The 13,978-nt window shown below is 70.2% G+C and carries 12 protein-coding genes; 9 read left to right on the top strand and 3 right to left on the bottom strand.

The genetic code is table 11. From position 1 onward, the window contains the following. Positions 1-131 precede the first annotated feature (131 nt). From ilvC to nhaA, 6 genes are all read left to right on the top strand, one after another. Positions 132-1,160, top strand: coding sequence for a ketol-acid reductoisomerase (gene ilvC / locus MWU75_RS00570; RefSeq protein WP_247087409.1), 1,029 nt, complete (start codon positions 132-134; stop codon positions 1,158-1,160). Further along, positions 1,157-2,899: a dihydroxy-acid dehydratase gene (ilvD, locus tag MWU75_RS00575; protein ID WP_247087411.1), complete on the top strand. Its 1,743-nt coding sequence runs from the start codon at positions 1,157-1,159 to the stop codon at positions 2,897-2,899. Before ilvC ends, ilvD begins: the two co-directional genes overlap by 4 nt. Before the next feature lie 186 nt (positions 2,900-3,085). Next, positions 3,086-4,096 (top strand): TRAP transporter substrate-binding protein, encoded by a 1,011-nt coding sequence (locus tag MWU75_RS00580; protein WP_247087413.1) that lies wholly within the window; start codon positions 3,086-3,088, stop codon positions 4,094-4,096. A 1-nt stretch (position 4,097) separates the two neighbouring features. Next, entirely contained in the window at positions 4,098-4,604 is a 507-nt protein-coding gene (locus MWU75_RS00585; protein ID WP_247087415.1) for a TRAP transporter small permease, read from the top strand. Between the two features lie 3 nt (positions 4,605-4,607). After that, entirely contained in the window at positions 4,608-5,921 is a 1,314-nt protein-coding gene (locus MWU75_RS00590) for a TRAP transporter large permease (RefSeq protein WP_247087417.1), read from the top strand. A gap of 79 nt (positions 5,922-6,000) precedes the next feature. Beyond that, entirely contained in the window at positions 6,001-7,344 is a 1,344-nt protein-coding gene (nhaA, locus tag MWU75_RS00595; protein WP_247087419.1) for a Na+/H+ antiporter NhaA, read from the top strand. A gap of 67 nt (positions 7,345-7,411) precedes the next feature. On the opposite strand, the gene larB is transcribed toward nhaA, so the two are convergent. From larB to gndA, 3 genes are read right to left on the bottom strand one after another with little or no spacing between them, the layout of a single operon-like run. Then, positions 7,412-8,122: a nickel pincer cofactor biosynthesis protein LarB gene (larB, locus tag MWU75_RS00600; RefSeq protein ID WP_247087421.1), complete on the bottom strand. Its 711-nt coding sequence runs from the start codon at positions 8,120-8,122 to the stop codon at positions 7,412-7,414. Next, positions 8,115-8,984 carry an ATP-dependent sacrificial sulfur transferase LarE gene (larE, locus tag MWU75_RS00605; protein ID WP_348647715.1) on the bottom strand — a complete coding sequence of 290 codons (870 nt, stop codon included), beginning with the start codon at positions 8,982-8,984 and terminating at the stop codon, positions 8,115-8,117. Before larE ends, larB begins: the two co-directional genes overlap by 8 nt. Next, a complete protein-coding gene (gene gndA, locus MWU75_RS00610; RefSeq protein ID WP_247087423.1) occupies positions 8,985-10,418 on the bottom strand; it encodes an NADP-dependent phosphogluconate dehydrogenase in 1,434 nt (477 codons plus the stop codon). Positions 10,419-10,584: 166 nt separating this feature from the next. Here gndA and uxaC point away from each other — a divergent pair, with 166 nt between their 5' ends. From uxaC to MWU75_RS00625, 3 genes are read left to right on the top strand one after another with little or no spacing between them, the layout of a single operon-like run. After that, the gene (gene uxaC / locus MWU75_RS00615; RefSeq protein ID WP_247087425.1) at positions 10,585-12,009 is read left to right on the top strand and encodes a glucuronate isomerase; all 1,425 of its coding nucleotides are present in this window, start codon (positions 10,585-10,587) and stop codon (positions 12,007-12,009) included. Further along, on the top strand, positions 12,006-13,454 hold the full coding sequence (locus MWU75_RS00620; protein WP_247087427.1) for a mannitol dehydrogenase family protein: 1,449 nt from the start codon (positions 12,006-12,008) through the stop codon (positions 13,452-13,454). The genes uxaC and MWU75_RS00620 overlap by 4 nt, the downstream gene beginning before the upstream one ends. Then, positions 13,451-13,975: a gluconokinase gene (locus MWU75_RS00625; protein ID WP_247087429.1), complete on the top strand. Its 525-nt coding sequence runs from the start codon at positions 13,451-13,453 to the stop codon at positions 13,973-13,975. Before MWU75_RS00620 ends, MWU75_RS00625 begins: the two co-directional genes overlap by 4 nt. The last annotated feature ends 3 nt before the right edge of the window (positions 13,976-13,978 follow it).

A 13,978-nucleotide genomic window follows, 5' to 3' on the forward strand; every position in this document is an offset into this window, starting at 1 on the left:
GTTCCACATCATCCCGCACAGGGTGGAACCGCAGCGAAACTACGACGAAAGGTGGGGTCGAGGCGCAAAACCACTACGAAAATGCGGGATCGACCAACAAATCCACTACGAAAATTGGAGAAGAACTTCAGATGGCCAAGATGTACTACGACGACGACGCCGAGCTCGGTCTGATCCAGGACCGGGCGGTCGCGGTCATCGGTTACGGCAGCCAGGGGCACGCGCACGCGCTGTCGCTGCGGGACTCCGGGGTGGACGTGCGCGTCGGTCTCCCCGAGACCTCGCGATCGCGTGCCAAGGCGGAGGCCGAGGGGCTGCGCGTGGTGACCCCGGAGCAGGCGGCCCAGGAGGCCGACCTGATCATGATCCTCACGCCGGACCACACGCAGCGCCAGCTCTATACCCAGGCGATCGAGCCGCACCTGGAGGAGGGCGACGCGCTCTTCTTCAGCCACGGCTTCAACATCCGCTTCGACTACATCAAGCCCCCGGCCGGGGTGGACGTGTGCATGGTCGCCCCGAAGGGCCCGGGTCACCTGGTGCGCCGGGAGTATGTCGACGGGCGGGGTGTGCCGGTGCTGGTCGCCGTGGAGCAGGACGCCAGCGGGCGCGCCTGGGACCTGGCGCTGTCCTACGCCGCGGCCATCGGTGGCCTGCGCGCCGGCGGCATCAAGACCACCTTCACCGAGGAGACCGAGACGGACCTGTTCGGTGAGCAGGCCGTCCTGTGCGGGGGCGTGAGCCAGCTGATCATGAAGGGCTTCGAGACCCTCACCGAGGCCGGCTACCAGCCGGAGGTCGCCTACTTCGAGTGCCTGCACGAGCTCAAGCTCATCGTGGACCTCATGTATGAGGGCGGCATCGCCAAGCAGCGCTGGTCGGTGTCCGACACGGCGGAGTATGGCGACTACGTCTCCGGGCCGCGGGTCATCGACGACCAGGTCAAGGCCAACATGCAGGCGGTGCTCGAGGACGTGCGCAGCGGAGCCTTCGCCGCCCGCTTCATCGCCGACCAGGACGCCGGTGCCCCGGAGTTCACCACGCTCCGCGCGGCTGGTGAGACCCACCCGATCGAGGGAGTGGGCCGCGAGCTGCGCGAGATGATGTCGTGGGTGAAGTCCCACGACACCGACTACGTCGAGGGGACCGCGGCGCGGTGACCCAGGTGGACAGCACGACCGGGTCGGTCGCCAGCTCGGGGGAGCCGGCCGATCCCAAGCCGCGTTCACGCGACGTCACCGACGGTCTGGAGCGTGCCGCTGCCCGCGGCATGCTCCGGGCCGTCGGCCTCGGCGATGAGGACTTCGCCAAACCCCAGGTCGGCGTCGCGTCGTCCTGGAACGAGATCACCCCGTGCAACCTGTCGCTGGAGCGGCTGGCCCAGGCCGCCAAGGACGGGGTCCACGAGGCCGGTGGCTACCCGCTGGAGTTCGGCACCATCTCGGTGTCGGACGGCATCTCGATGGGCCACGAGGGCATGCACTACTCGCTGGTCTCCCGCGAGGTGATCGCCGACTCCGTGGAGACGGTCATGTCGGCCGAGCGGCTCGACGGATCGGTGCTCCTGGCCGGGTGTGACAAGTCGCTGCCGGCGATGCTGATGGCCGCCGCCCGCCTCGACCTGGCCGCCGTCTTCGTCTATGCCGGGACGATCCTGCCCGGTCAGGCCAAGCTCTCCGACGGCTCGACCCGCGAGGTCACCATCATCGACGCCTTCGAGGCGGTCGGTGCCTGCGCCCGGGGTCTGATGTCCCGTGAGGACGTGGACGCTATCGAGCGGGCGATCTGCCCGGGCGAGGGCGCCTGCGGGGGCTTCTACACCGCCAACACCATGGCTGCGGTGGCCGAGGCGATCGGCATGGCGCTGCCGGGATCGGCGGCCCCGCCCGCGACCGACCGGCGCCGCGACGGCATCGCGCGGGCCTCCGGTCGCGCGGTCGTCGAGATGCTCCGTCAGGGGATCACGGCCCGGCAGATCCTGACCAGGGAGGCGTTCGAGAACGCCATCGCCGTCGTCATGGCCTTCGGTGGCTCGACCAACGCCGTGCTGCACCTGCTCGCGATCGCGCACGAGGCCGAGGTCGAGCTGTCCCTGGACGACTTCCGTCGGATCGGGGCCAGGGTGCCGCACCTGGCCGACGTCAAGCCGTTCGGCCAGCACGTGATGGTCGACGTCGACCGGGTCGGCGGGATCCCCGTGGTCATGCGGGCGCTGCTCGACGCCGGGCTGCTGCACGGTGACTGCCTCACCGTGACGGGCAGGACGGTCGCCGAGAACCTGGCCGACGTGCCGCCGCCGGACCTCGACGGCACCGTGCTGCGGTCGCTGGACAACCCGATCCACCAGACCGGCGGGCTCACCATCCTGCAGGGGTCGCTGGCCCCCGAGGGCGCGGTCGTGAAGTCGGCCGGGTTCGACTCCGACGTCTTCCGCGGCACCGCCCGGGTCTTCGACGGGGAGCGCGCCGCGATGGACGCACTGGAGGACGGCACGATCGCCGCCGGGGACGTCGTCGTCATCCGCTACGAGGGGCCGCAGGGTGGCCCGGGGATGCGCGAGATGCTCGCGATCACCGGTGCCATCAAGGGTGCTGGCCTGGGCAAGGACGTCCTGCTGGTGACCGACGGCCGGTTCTCCGGCGGGACGACGGGGTTGTGCGTCGGGCATATCGCTCCGGAGGCGACCACCGGCGGCCCGATCGCCCTGGTCGAGGACGGCGATCCCATCGTCCTGGACGTCTCACGCGGGACGCTGGAGCTGGAGGTGGGTGACGACATACTGATCCAGCGGCGGGCCCTGTGGTCGCCCCCGGATCCGCCCGAGCGCTCGCGGCGCGGGGTGCTGGCCAAGTATGTCCGGCTGGTCGGGTCGGCCTCCCAGGGAGCGGTGACCTACTGACCGACTCGTCGAGACTCCGGTCTACCCGGTCGACGTGACTTCGGTTTATCCGGTGAACAGCGGTCGCTCGGTGGCGCCGCGCCCACCCGGCCACGTGCCAGGAAGGTCTTTACCTGGAAGGGATAGGCGCGGCGCGCGACAGGGCCTATGGTGACCGGAACAAGTTCCTCGGGAAGGGGCCTGCCCATGAGGCGTCAGATCGTGGCACTCGGCACGGTGATGGCGGTGGGGCTGGGCCTCTCCGCGTGCGGGGGAGGTGGCGCGGGCAGCGACGTGATCATCCTCCGGGTGGCGCTCAACCAGACCGAGACCCACCCGTCGTACGTCGCGCTGGCCAACTACAGCGACCGGCTCGAGGAGCAGACGGACGGGCGGATGCGCCTGGACATCTTCCCCAACGAGACGCTCGGAGCGCAGGCCGAGGTGCTGCAGCTGCTCAGTGACAACATCATCGACCTGGGCATCATCTCCGGCTCCCAGATGGAGAACCTGAGCGCGGACTTCCTGGTGCTCAACATGCCGGGCGTCTTCGACTCAGTCGAGCACCAGATGCCTGTCGTGCACGACCCGGAGATCGTCGGCGAGCTCTACACCTCGCTGGAGGACAGCAACGACATCACGGTCATGGGTGGCTTCACGCAGGGCTCTCGGAATATCTACGTCAAGACACCGATCGAGACGCTCGCAGACCTGGACGGCGTCAAGATCCGGGTCCAGGAGAGCGAGCTCAACCTGGCGATGATTCGGGCGCTCGGCGGGTCGCCGACGCCGATGGCCTTCGGCGAGGTCTACACCGCCCTGCAGTCCGGTGTGCTGGACGGCGCCGAGAACAACGAGGTCTCCTACTTCACCCAGAAGCACTTCGAGGTGGCTCAGTACTACACGAACTCCAACCACCTGGTGGGGCTGGACTACATGGTGGCCAGCACCGAGATGCTCGAGGGTCTGGACCCGGCCGACCGGCAGCTGCTGGAGGACGAGTGGATCAACACCTACGAGGACCACACCCAGCTGTGGGACGCGGCGACCCAGGAGGCGATCGAGGGGGCGCAGGCCGGCGGTGCACAGTGGATCGAGATCGACCAGGCGGAGGTCCAGGAGGCGCTTGCCCCCCTCGCTGACCAGTTCCTGACTACGTCAACGCAACGGGAGCTCTACGACAAGATCCGCGCTGCAGCGCCGGAGGAGGAGGGCTGACATGGAACCCGTCAAGCGAGGGCTGGACAAGGTCCTGCAGTGGGCCTCGGTCATCCTCTTCGCCCTGCTCGTCGTCGTGGTGGTCTGGCAGGTCTTCACCCGGCAGGTGCTCGACAGCCCGAGCGCCTGGACCGAGGAGATGGCCCGCTACACCTTCGTCTGGGTGGGCCTGTTCGCCACGGCGCTGGTCTTCTCCGAGCGGGGCCACATCGCGGTGGACTTCGTGGTGAAGAAGCTCTCCCCGTCCCGGCAGAAGGCGGTGGCGGTCTTCGTGCAGCTGGCGATCATCTTCTTCGCCGTGGTGGTGCTCGTCTATGGCGGCATCCGCGCTGCCAGCGGTGCCTGGAACCAGTCGCTCAGCGCCCTGCCGACCCAGGTCGGCGTGATGTATCTCGCGATGCCGATCTGCGGCGCGATGATCACGTTCTATGCGATCTATCACCTCCAAGCGGTCCTGCGGGGCGCCGAGGAAGCCATCGAGCACGACGAAGACCCCCAGGTGGTGTGACCCGTGGACCCCATACTCCTCGCCGCGATCGTCCTGGTCGCCTCGATCGCGATCGGCATCGTCTTCTCGGTGCCGATCGCGGTGAGCATCGGACTCGGCTCGTTCTTCGCCGCGGTCGTCCTGCTCGACTTCGAGAAGGCGGCGCTGGTCTCGGCCCAACGGCTGTTCACCGGCATCAACTCCTTTACCCTGTTGGCCATCCCGTTCTTCGTGCTGGCCGGGGTGCTGATGAACACCGGCGGCATCGCCGGGCGGCTGATCGACTTTGCGAAGGTCCTGGTCGGCAAGCTGCCGGCAAGCCTCCCCACGACCAACGTCGTCGCCAACGGGATGTTCGGTGCCGTCAGCGGTGCGGCCGTGGCTGCCGCGGCGGCGATCGGCACGGTGATGACGCCCCGCATGAAGGAGGAGGGCTACGACAAGTCCTGGTCAGCCGCGGTGAACGTCGCCTCGGCTCCGGCTGGCATGCTGATCCCGCCGAGCAACACCTTCATCGTCTACTCCCTGGTCAGCGGCGCCTCCGTCGGTGCCCTGTTCATGGCCGGCATCATTCCGGGCCTGATCTGGGCGGTGGCGTGCATCATCGTCGTGATGCTCACCTACCGAAAGTTCGGCAACCCGCAGCCGGGTCAGTGGGTCACCCTCAAGGAGGGTCTGTGGGTCTTCTGGCGGGCGGTGCCGTCCCTGCTGATGATCATCATCGTGATCGGCGGCATCGTCGCCGGCATCTTCACCGCCACCGAGTCCTCGGCCATCGCGGTCGTCTACTGCCTGGTGCTCGGCTTCGTCTACCGGACGATCAAGGTGTCCGACCTACCCAAGGCACTGCTGGACGCCGCCCGGACCACGGCGATCATCATGCTGCTGGTCGGTGTCTCGACGGCACTGTCCTTCGTGATGTCGTTCTCACACATCCCCGACGCAGTCTCCGACCTGCTGCTCGGCATCTCGGACAGCCCGGCGGTCATCCTGGCGGTCATGATGGTCATCCTGCTGCTGGTCGGCACCTTCATGGACCCCACGCCGGCGATCCTGATCTTCACGCCGATCTTCCTCCCCGTGGTCGTCGGCTTCGGGATGGACCCCGTCCACTTCGGGACGGTCATCGTCTACGCCCTCTGCGTCGGCGTGATCACACCCCCGGTCGGCAACGTGCTCTTCGTCGGTGCCCGCGTCGCGGGGATGGGCATCGAACCCGTGGTGGGCAAGCTGATCTGGTTCCTGCTCGCCCTGGCCCTCGGGCTCCTTCTCGTGGCCTACATCGCGCCCTTCTCGATGTGGATCCCCGAGCAGATGGGGCTGCTCTCGCCCGAGTAGGAGGCCCGGCGGCTACAGTGGGAGCTGGTGTGCCGGGAAGTCTGGTCGGCGTCATGTCGCCGAGCCACGAAGGACACCGATGTCTGAGGACCAGAGCCCACCACAGAGGCCCACCACGCTGGGGCGGGGAAGCTACTCCGAGGTCGTCCGGATCAGCGACGTGCTCCGCAAGGAGACCGTCGGTGGCATGCTCCTGGTCACGGCCGCCGTCGTGGCGATCGTCTGGGCCAACTCGCCGTGGGCCGACAGCTACTTCTCCCTCCGGGACACCGAGGTCGGCTACGAGCCCTGGCACCTGCGCCTGACCCTCGGCGCGTGGGCGGCCGACGGACTGCTGGCGATCTTCTTCTTCCTGGTCGGCCTCGAGCTCAAGCGCGAGATCATGATCGGCGACCTGCGCCGGTGGGACCGGGCCATCGTGCCGGTCGCGGCGGCCTTCGGTGGCGTGGCGGTGCCCGCCCTGATCTACACCGCGATCAACTGGGGGAACGGCGAGGCCCTGCGCGGCTGGGCGATCCCGACCGCGACGGACATCGCCTTCGCCGTCGCCGTGCTGGCGATCATCGGCTCACACCTGCCTCCTGCGCTCCGGATCTTCCTGCTGACCCTGGCCGTCGTCGACGACCTCATCGCGATCCTCATCATCGCGCTCGTCTACTCCTCCGGGATCGTCGTCCCGATGCTGCTGTGGTCGTTGGTCCCGCTCGTGGCCTACGCGCTGCTCGCGCGCCAGCAACGGTCACTGTTCCGCCGGCACCAGTCCTGGGCCTGGGTCCTGCTCCTGCCCGTCGGGATGGTGTTCTGGGCGCTGGTCCACGCCTCGGGCATCCACGCGACTATCGCCGGCGTCATCCTCGGGTTCACCGTGCCGGCGCGACTGCGGGCGGACAAGGGTGAGCCGGAGGGCGAGCACGTGCACGGGCTGGCCGAGATCTTCGAGCACCGGCTCCGGCCGATATCGGCCGGCTTTGCGGTGCCGGTGTTCGCGTTCTTCTCCGCAGGGGTCGCGATCGGTGGTCTGGACGGGCTGGGCTCGGCACTCGGCTCAACCGTGACGACCGGCATCATCGCCGGCCTGGTCCTGGGCAAGATCATCGGGATCACCGGCACGACCTACCTCGTCACGAAGCTGAGCCGCTCCAGCCTGGACCCGTCCGTGCGCTGGATCGACGTCATCGGGGTCTCCGCCCTCGCCGGCATCGGCTTCACGGTCTCGCTCCTGGTCGCCGAGCTGAGCTTCGGGGTCGGCACCATGATCGGGGCGCATGCCAAGGTCGGCATCTTCCTCGCCTCGGCGCTGGCCGCAGTCGTCGGCTCGATCATCCTGACGGCGCGGAACCGGCACTACCGACGGGTGGAGGCGGCCGACAGCCTCGATCTCGACGACGACGGGATCCCTGACGTCTACGAGCGGAACGGCTGAGACCGAGGACCCGATGGCTCTGGAGGGCTGACGAGTCAATGAGGTCTCGGCCCCGTGGCTCGGGTTGTCAGCCCGTGGCAGCGATCTGCGCAGCCAGGTGCCCGGCGCCGTAGCCGTTGTCGATGTTGACGACGGCCACGCCTGGCGCGCACGCGTTGAGCATCGAGAGCAGCGGGGCCAGCCCGTCCAGGGCTGCGCCGTAGCCCACCGAGGTGGGCACGCCCACGACCGGCGCCGAGGCCAGACCCGCCACGACGCTGGCCAGGGCGCCGTCCATGCCGGCCACCACGACGATGGCCGAGGCCGCTGCGATCTGGTCGACACGGGCCAGGACCCGGTGCAGTCCCGCGACCCCCACGTCGACCACGAGCTCGGCCGGCCGGCCGAGGTGCCGGGCCGTCAGCCACGCCTCCCGCGCGACCGGGATGTCCGCGGTCCCGGCACACAGGACCAGCACCGTCCCGCCGCTCGGCTCGGGCACGGGGCCCGGCCAGGCGACCATCCGCGCGACCGGGTCGTGGGCGGCCCCGGGGAGCTCACGGCATACTGCCTGCGCCTGGTCGGTGGACGCGCGGGTGAAGAGGATCGTCCCCAGCGGCTCGTGCCCGTTCGAATGCTGGTGCGCACCCACCTCCCGGGCGATGGCGACCAGGTGCTCCATCGTCTTGCCCTCGCAGAGCACCGCCTCTGGATAGCCGCGGCGGGCTGCTCGGCCGAAGTCGAACTCGGCGATGCCCTCGAGGCTGGCGGTCGGCGGTGTGCGGGTCGGGTCAGTCACGGGCGACCAGGGGCAGGGTGAAGGCGCCGGACTGGATGCCGACCAGGTCGAGCGCCACGAAGCGGAATCCGGCGGCCCGCACGCCGTCGACCAGCGCGGAGCGCACCTCCGGGTCGGCGGCGCGGGCCAGCTCGTGGTCGGTCAGCTCCAGCCGCGCGACGTCGCCGTGGTGGCGCACCCGGCAGTCGGAGAAGCCCAGCGCGCGCACGGCGGCCTCGGCACGGTCGACCTGCGACAGCTTCTCCGGCGTGACCTCCGTGAAGTGCGGGATCCGCGAGGCCAGGCACGGCGCCGCGGGCTTGTCCGCGTTGGGCAGGCCGAGCGCCCCGGCCACCGCCCGCACGTCGGCCTTGGTCAGCCTCGCCTCGGCCAGCGGCCGCAGCACCCGGTGCTCGGTGGCCGCCCGTGCACCCGGTCGGTCCGGCCGGATCGCGTCGTCGGCGTTCTCGCCGTAGCTGATCGCGCTCAACCCGTACGCCACCGCCACGTCGTCGCCGATGCGGGTGAACAGCTCGTCCTTGCAGTGGAAGCACCGGTCCGGCCCGTTGGCACGGTAGGCGGCCGAGGACCCCTCGTCCGTGGGCACCTCGACGACGCCCACGCCGATGCCGCGGGCGATGTCGTGCGCCGCCGCACGCTCGGCGGTGGCCAGGCTGGGAGAGATGCCGAGTATGGCGACAGTCCGGTCCGCGCCGAGGTGCCGGACGGCGACGGCCAGCAGGGTGGTGGAGTCGACGCCGCCGGAGTAGGCAACCCCCAGCCGGCCCTCGGTCGGCAGGTGCGCGGCGACCCGCCCGATCAGCGCCTCGACCTCTGGGGAGACCTCCTGGCCCACGTCCGGGACGGGCTGTGTGCCAACCACTCAGAGCTCCAGCTCGCTGCGGTCGCCGGACCACAGCGTGTGGAACGTCCCGGGCCTGTCGATGCGCTGGTAGGTGTGCGCCCCGAAGAAGTCCCGCAGCCCCTGCACCAAGGATGCGGGCAGCCGCTCGGAGCGCACCGTGTCGTAGTAGGCGAGGGCGGCGCTGAACCCGGGCACGGGCACGCCGGCCGTGGTGGCCACGGCCACCACGTGCCGCCACGCGTCCTGGGAGCTGGCCAGCTCGGCCGCCACGCTCGGGGCGGCCAGGAGCGTGGCCAGGTTCGCCCCGGCATACTCCTGCCGGATCCGCTCCAGCAGCTTGGCCCGGATGATGCACCCGCCGCGCCAGATGCGGGCCACCTCGGAGATGTTGACGTCCCAGCCGTAGGTCTGGCTCGCGGTGCGGATCTGGTCCAGGCCCTGGGCGTAGGCGACGACCTTCGCCGACCAGAGCGCCCGGCGGACAGCGTCCACGAGCGCCGGCCGGTCCTCGACCGTGATCGCGCGGTCCGGCCCGGCCAGGCCGCGCGAGGCCTCGCGCAACGCCGTGTGGCCGGAGGTGGAGCGGGCGAAGACGGACTCGGCGATGGTGTTGACCGGCACCCCCAGCTCGAGGGCGATCTGCACGGTCCAGCGACCGGTGCCCTTCTGCTCGGCCCGGTCCATGATCACCTCGACTAGCGGCGTGCCGTCGACCTCCTGGTCGAGCACCTCGGAGGTGATCTCGATGAGGTAGGAGTCCAGGTCGCCGGTGTTCCACTCCCGGAAAACGTCTGAGACCTCCCGGGCAGCCATCCCGGCCGCCGTGAGGATGTCGTAGGCCTCTGCGATGAACTGCATGTCGGCATACTCGATGCCGTTGTGGACCATCTTGACGAAGTGCCCGGCGCCGTCGGTGCCCATGTAGGCGCAGCACGGCTCACCGTCCACCTTCGCGGAGATGTCCTCCAGGAGGGGGCCGAGCGCGGCGTAGGACTCCGGGCTGCCGCCGGGCATGATGCTCGGGCCCTTGAGCGCACCCTCCTCGCCGCCGGAGATGCCGGCGCCGACGAAGTGCAGGCCGACCTCGCGCAGCGCAGCCTCCCGCCGGCGGGTGTCCTCGTAGTGCGCGTTGCCGCCGTCCACCACGATGTCGCCCTCCTCGAGCAGCGGGATGAGCTGCCCGATCACGGCGTCGGTGCCGGCCCCGGCCTGGACCATGATGATCACCTTGCGCGGTCGCTCCAGCGCGGCGACGAACTCCTCCAGCGTCGGTGCGGCGACAAAGGTGCCCTCGGCACCGTAGTCGGTGCTGAACACCTCGGTCTTCTCCACGGTGCGGTTGAAGACGGCGACGGTGTGGCCCCGCGAGGCGAAGTTGCGCGCCAGGTTGGAACCCATCACCGCCAGGCCGATCACGCCTACCTGGGCTAGAGGGCTGACTGGTGCGGTCATCGGGCGCCTCCCGGAGCAGGTGATCTGAAGTCTCTAGGCCCACTCTGGCCTGAGTGGGGCAGAAGGACAAGTGGCCCGCCGCGCCGAGCCCCCGGGAAGGGTGACGACAGGCCACCGGGTGCCCGTCACCCTAGACGTCCCGGGGGGAATCGGCTTAGGTGGGTTCATGTCGACCAACGTCCTGCACCACGACCGGCTTCTGCCCGCTGACCCGGCGACGCGGCGCATCGCGCGGGAGATCTACGCCGCGGCCAAGGACCTGCCGATCATCAGCCCGCACGGCCACGTGCCACCGGAGTGGCTGGCTGAGAACACCCCCTTCCGGGACCCGACATCCCTGCTGCTCACGCCGGACCACTACATCTTCCGGATGCTGCACGCCGCAGGGGTGCCCCTGGTCGAGCTGGGCGTGGGCGGTGCGGAGCTGGACGAGGCGGGCGCCCGCCGCGCCTGGGCGCACCTGTGCCGGCACTGGGACCTGTTCCTGGGCACCCCTGTGCGCTACTGGCTGGAGGACGAGCTGGTCGGCATCTTCGGGGTGACCGAGACCCTGTCGGAGGAGAGCGCGGACGCCAGTTACGACCGGATCGCCGAGGTCATCGCGGGGGCGGACTTCCTCCCCCGCGCGCTCATGGACCGCTTCGGCATCTCGGTGCTGGCGACCACCGACGACCCGTGCGATGACCTGTCGCACCACGCCCGCCTCGCCGCGGACGACTCCTTCCACCACCGGGTCCTGCCGACCTTCCGGCCGGACAAGTACCTGGAACCGGGCCGGTCCGACTTCCCCGAGCTGGTCGCCCGCCTCGCCGAGGTCTCCGGCGAGGACACCGGGGAGTATGCCGGGTACCTCCGGGCCCTGGAGGCGCGCCGCCGCTACTTTGTCGAGCACGGCGCGGTCTCCAGCGACCACAGCCACGCCGACGTCGTGACCCTGACCCTGGACGACGCCGAGGCCAGCCGGATCTACGCGGCCGCGCTCGCGGGCACCGCCACCGAGGACGAGGCCACCGCACTGCGCCGACACCTGCTGGTCGAGATGGCCCGGATGGCGACCGAGGACGGCCTGGTGATGACGCTGCACCCGGGGTCCTACCGCAACCACCACACGCCCACGCTGCAGGCCCACGGCCCGGACACCGGCCACGACATCCCGATCCAGATGGAGTTCACCCGCGGCCTGCAGCACCTGCTCAGCCGCTTCGGCACCGCGCAGGGTTTCCAGCTGATCCTGTTCACCCTCGACGAGACGGTGTTCAGCCGGGAGATCGCACCGCTGGCCGGGTTCTACCCGAGCGTTTACGCCGGGGCACCCTGGTGGTTCCTCGATGCGCCCGAGGCGATCGGCCGCTACCGCTCGGCGGTGACTGACACGATCGGCTTCTACCGGACCTCCGGGTTCATCGACGACACGCGCGCGTTCTGCTCGATCCCGGCGCGGCACGACATGTCGCGCCGCCTGGACGCGGCCTTCCTGGCCCGCCTGGTTGCCGACCACCGGGTGCGGGAGGATGACGCACACCGCATCGCCCGGGACCTGGTCACCACCATCCCCACCCGCGCCTTCAAGCTCGCCGGAGCGGCATCATGAACGATCCCTCGCACACCTCACCGGAGGCCCCGGGCGGGGGGTCCGCCCCGCCGCCGGAGTCGGTGCAGCTGCGCCGGAGCGAGCATGGGCGCCCGGCTGCCCCCGTGCGGATGGTCCACCTCGGCATCGGCAACTTCTTCCGGGCGCACCAGGCGTGGTTCACCGAGCACTCGGCGGACGCCGCCGACTGGGGGTATGCCGCCTTCACCGGTCGCACGCCCGACGTGGCCGAGGACCTGGCCACGCAGGAGGACCTCTACACCCTCCTCGTGCGGGAGCCGGACGGAGACCGCCCGGAGGTGATCAGCTCCCTGAGCGCGACCCACGCCGGTGCGGACGTGGCTGCGCTGCGTGGCTACTTCGCCTCTCCCGAGCTGGCGCTGGTGACCAGCACGGTGACCGAGGCGGGCTATCGCCGCGCCACCGGTGGTGGGCTCGACCTGACGGACACCGCCGTTGCCGCCGACGTCGAGGCGCTGCGCACCGACGCCAGCACCGACGACGTGTCCACGACGCCGGGTCGCCTGGTGGCGGGGCTGCTCGCGCGCCGGGCCGCCGGTGCCGGGCCGATCGCCCTCGTGCCCTGCGACAACGTGCCACACAACGGCGCCATGGTGGGGCGGGTCGTGCGCGACCTGGCCGCCGAGGTCGATGCCACGCTCCTGGACTGGATCGAGGAGAACGTCGCCGTCGTCACGACGATGGTCGACCGCATCACCCCGCGGGCCACCGAGGAGGACCGCGCGACCGTGGCGGAGCTGCTCGGGGTCGAGGACCGGCAGGTCGTGGTGACCGAGCCGTTCTCCGAGTGGGTGCTGTCCGGCGAGTTCCCGCGAGGGCGCCCGGAGTGGCCCGGCGCGCAGTTCGTCGACGACGTGAGCAAGCACGAGCAGCGCAAGCTGTGGCTGCTCAACGGCTCGCACTCGCTCATGGCCTACGGCGCCTCGATCCTGGGGCATGAGACGGTGTCGTCCGCGATCACCGACGACACGGTGCGGGGCTGGGTCGAGGAGTGGTGGGACGTCGCGGCGGCCAACCTGGACGTGGAGGGTGTCGAGGACTACCGCGCGGCACTGGTCGAGCGCTTCTCCAACCCACGGATCAAGCACCTGCTGGCCCAGATCGCCGCCGATGGCTCCCAGAAGGTGCCGATCCGGTTCGGTCCGGCCCTGGCCGCCGAGGCGGCCCGGGGATCTGCCACCGGGGCCGCGGTGCCGGTGGGCGCGACCCGGCCGGTGGCGGCCTGGATCGCGCACCTGCACGGGCACGGCGCGCCCGTGACCGATGCCCAGCAGGACACGGTCCGCCACCTGGCCTCGGCCGACCCGGCCGAGGCCGTGCGGACCGTGCTCGGCTGGATGGGCATCGAGGAGCCCGGTGGTGGCCTGGTCGACCAGGTGCTGACGCAGGTGGGCGAGTTCGAGGCTCACCAGGAGGTCTCGTGACACAGCACGCGGTGGTCATGGGGGTGTCGGGGTCCGGCAAGAGCACGATCGCGGTGCTGATCGCCGAGCGGATCGGCTGGGTCTTCGCCGACGCCGACGGCTTCCACCCGACGGCGAACATCGAGAAGATGCGGGCCGGCATCCCCCTCACCGACGCCGACCGACGACCCTGGTTGCTGGCCCTGGCGGACTGGATGGCCGATCAGGAGGAGCAGGGCAACTCCACGGTGCTCGCCTGCTCTGCGCTGCGTCGCAGCTATCGCGACCTGCTCTCCGGGCGGACCGAGGTGGGCTTCATCCACCTGCACGGTCCGGCGGAGCGGGTCGAGGCCCGGATGAGGGCACGCGACCACTTCATGCCACCCAGCCTGCTGACCTCCCAGTTCGCCACCCTCGAGGAGCTGCAGGAGGACGAGATCGGCGTCGTGCTGGACCTGGAGCGCACGCCGGAGGAGCTGGTCGACGCCGCCGTGGACTGGCTGCAACGGGGACCCCTGGAGTCCTGCGGCCCGCAGGGCTAGGTT

It is taken from the genome of Ornithinimicrobium sp. F0845 (assembly GCF_023015765.1).
Classification (GTDB): Bacteria; Actinomycetota; Actinomycetes; order Actinomycetales; family Dermatophilaceae; genus Ornithinicoccus.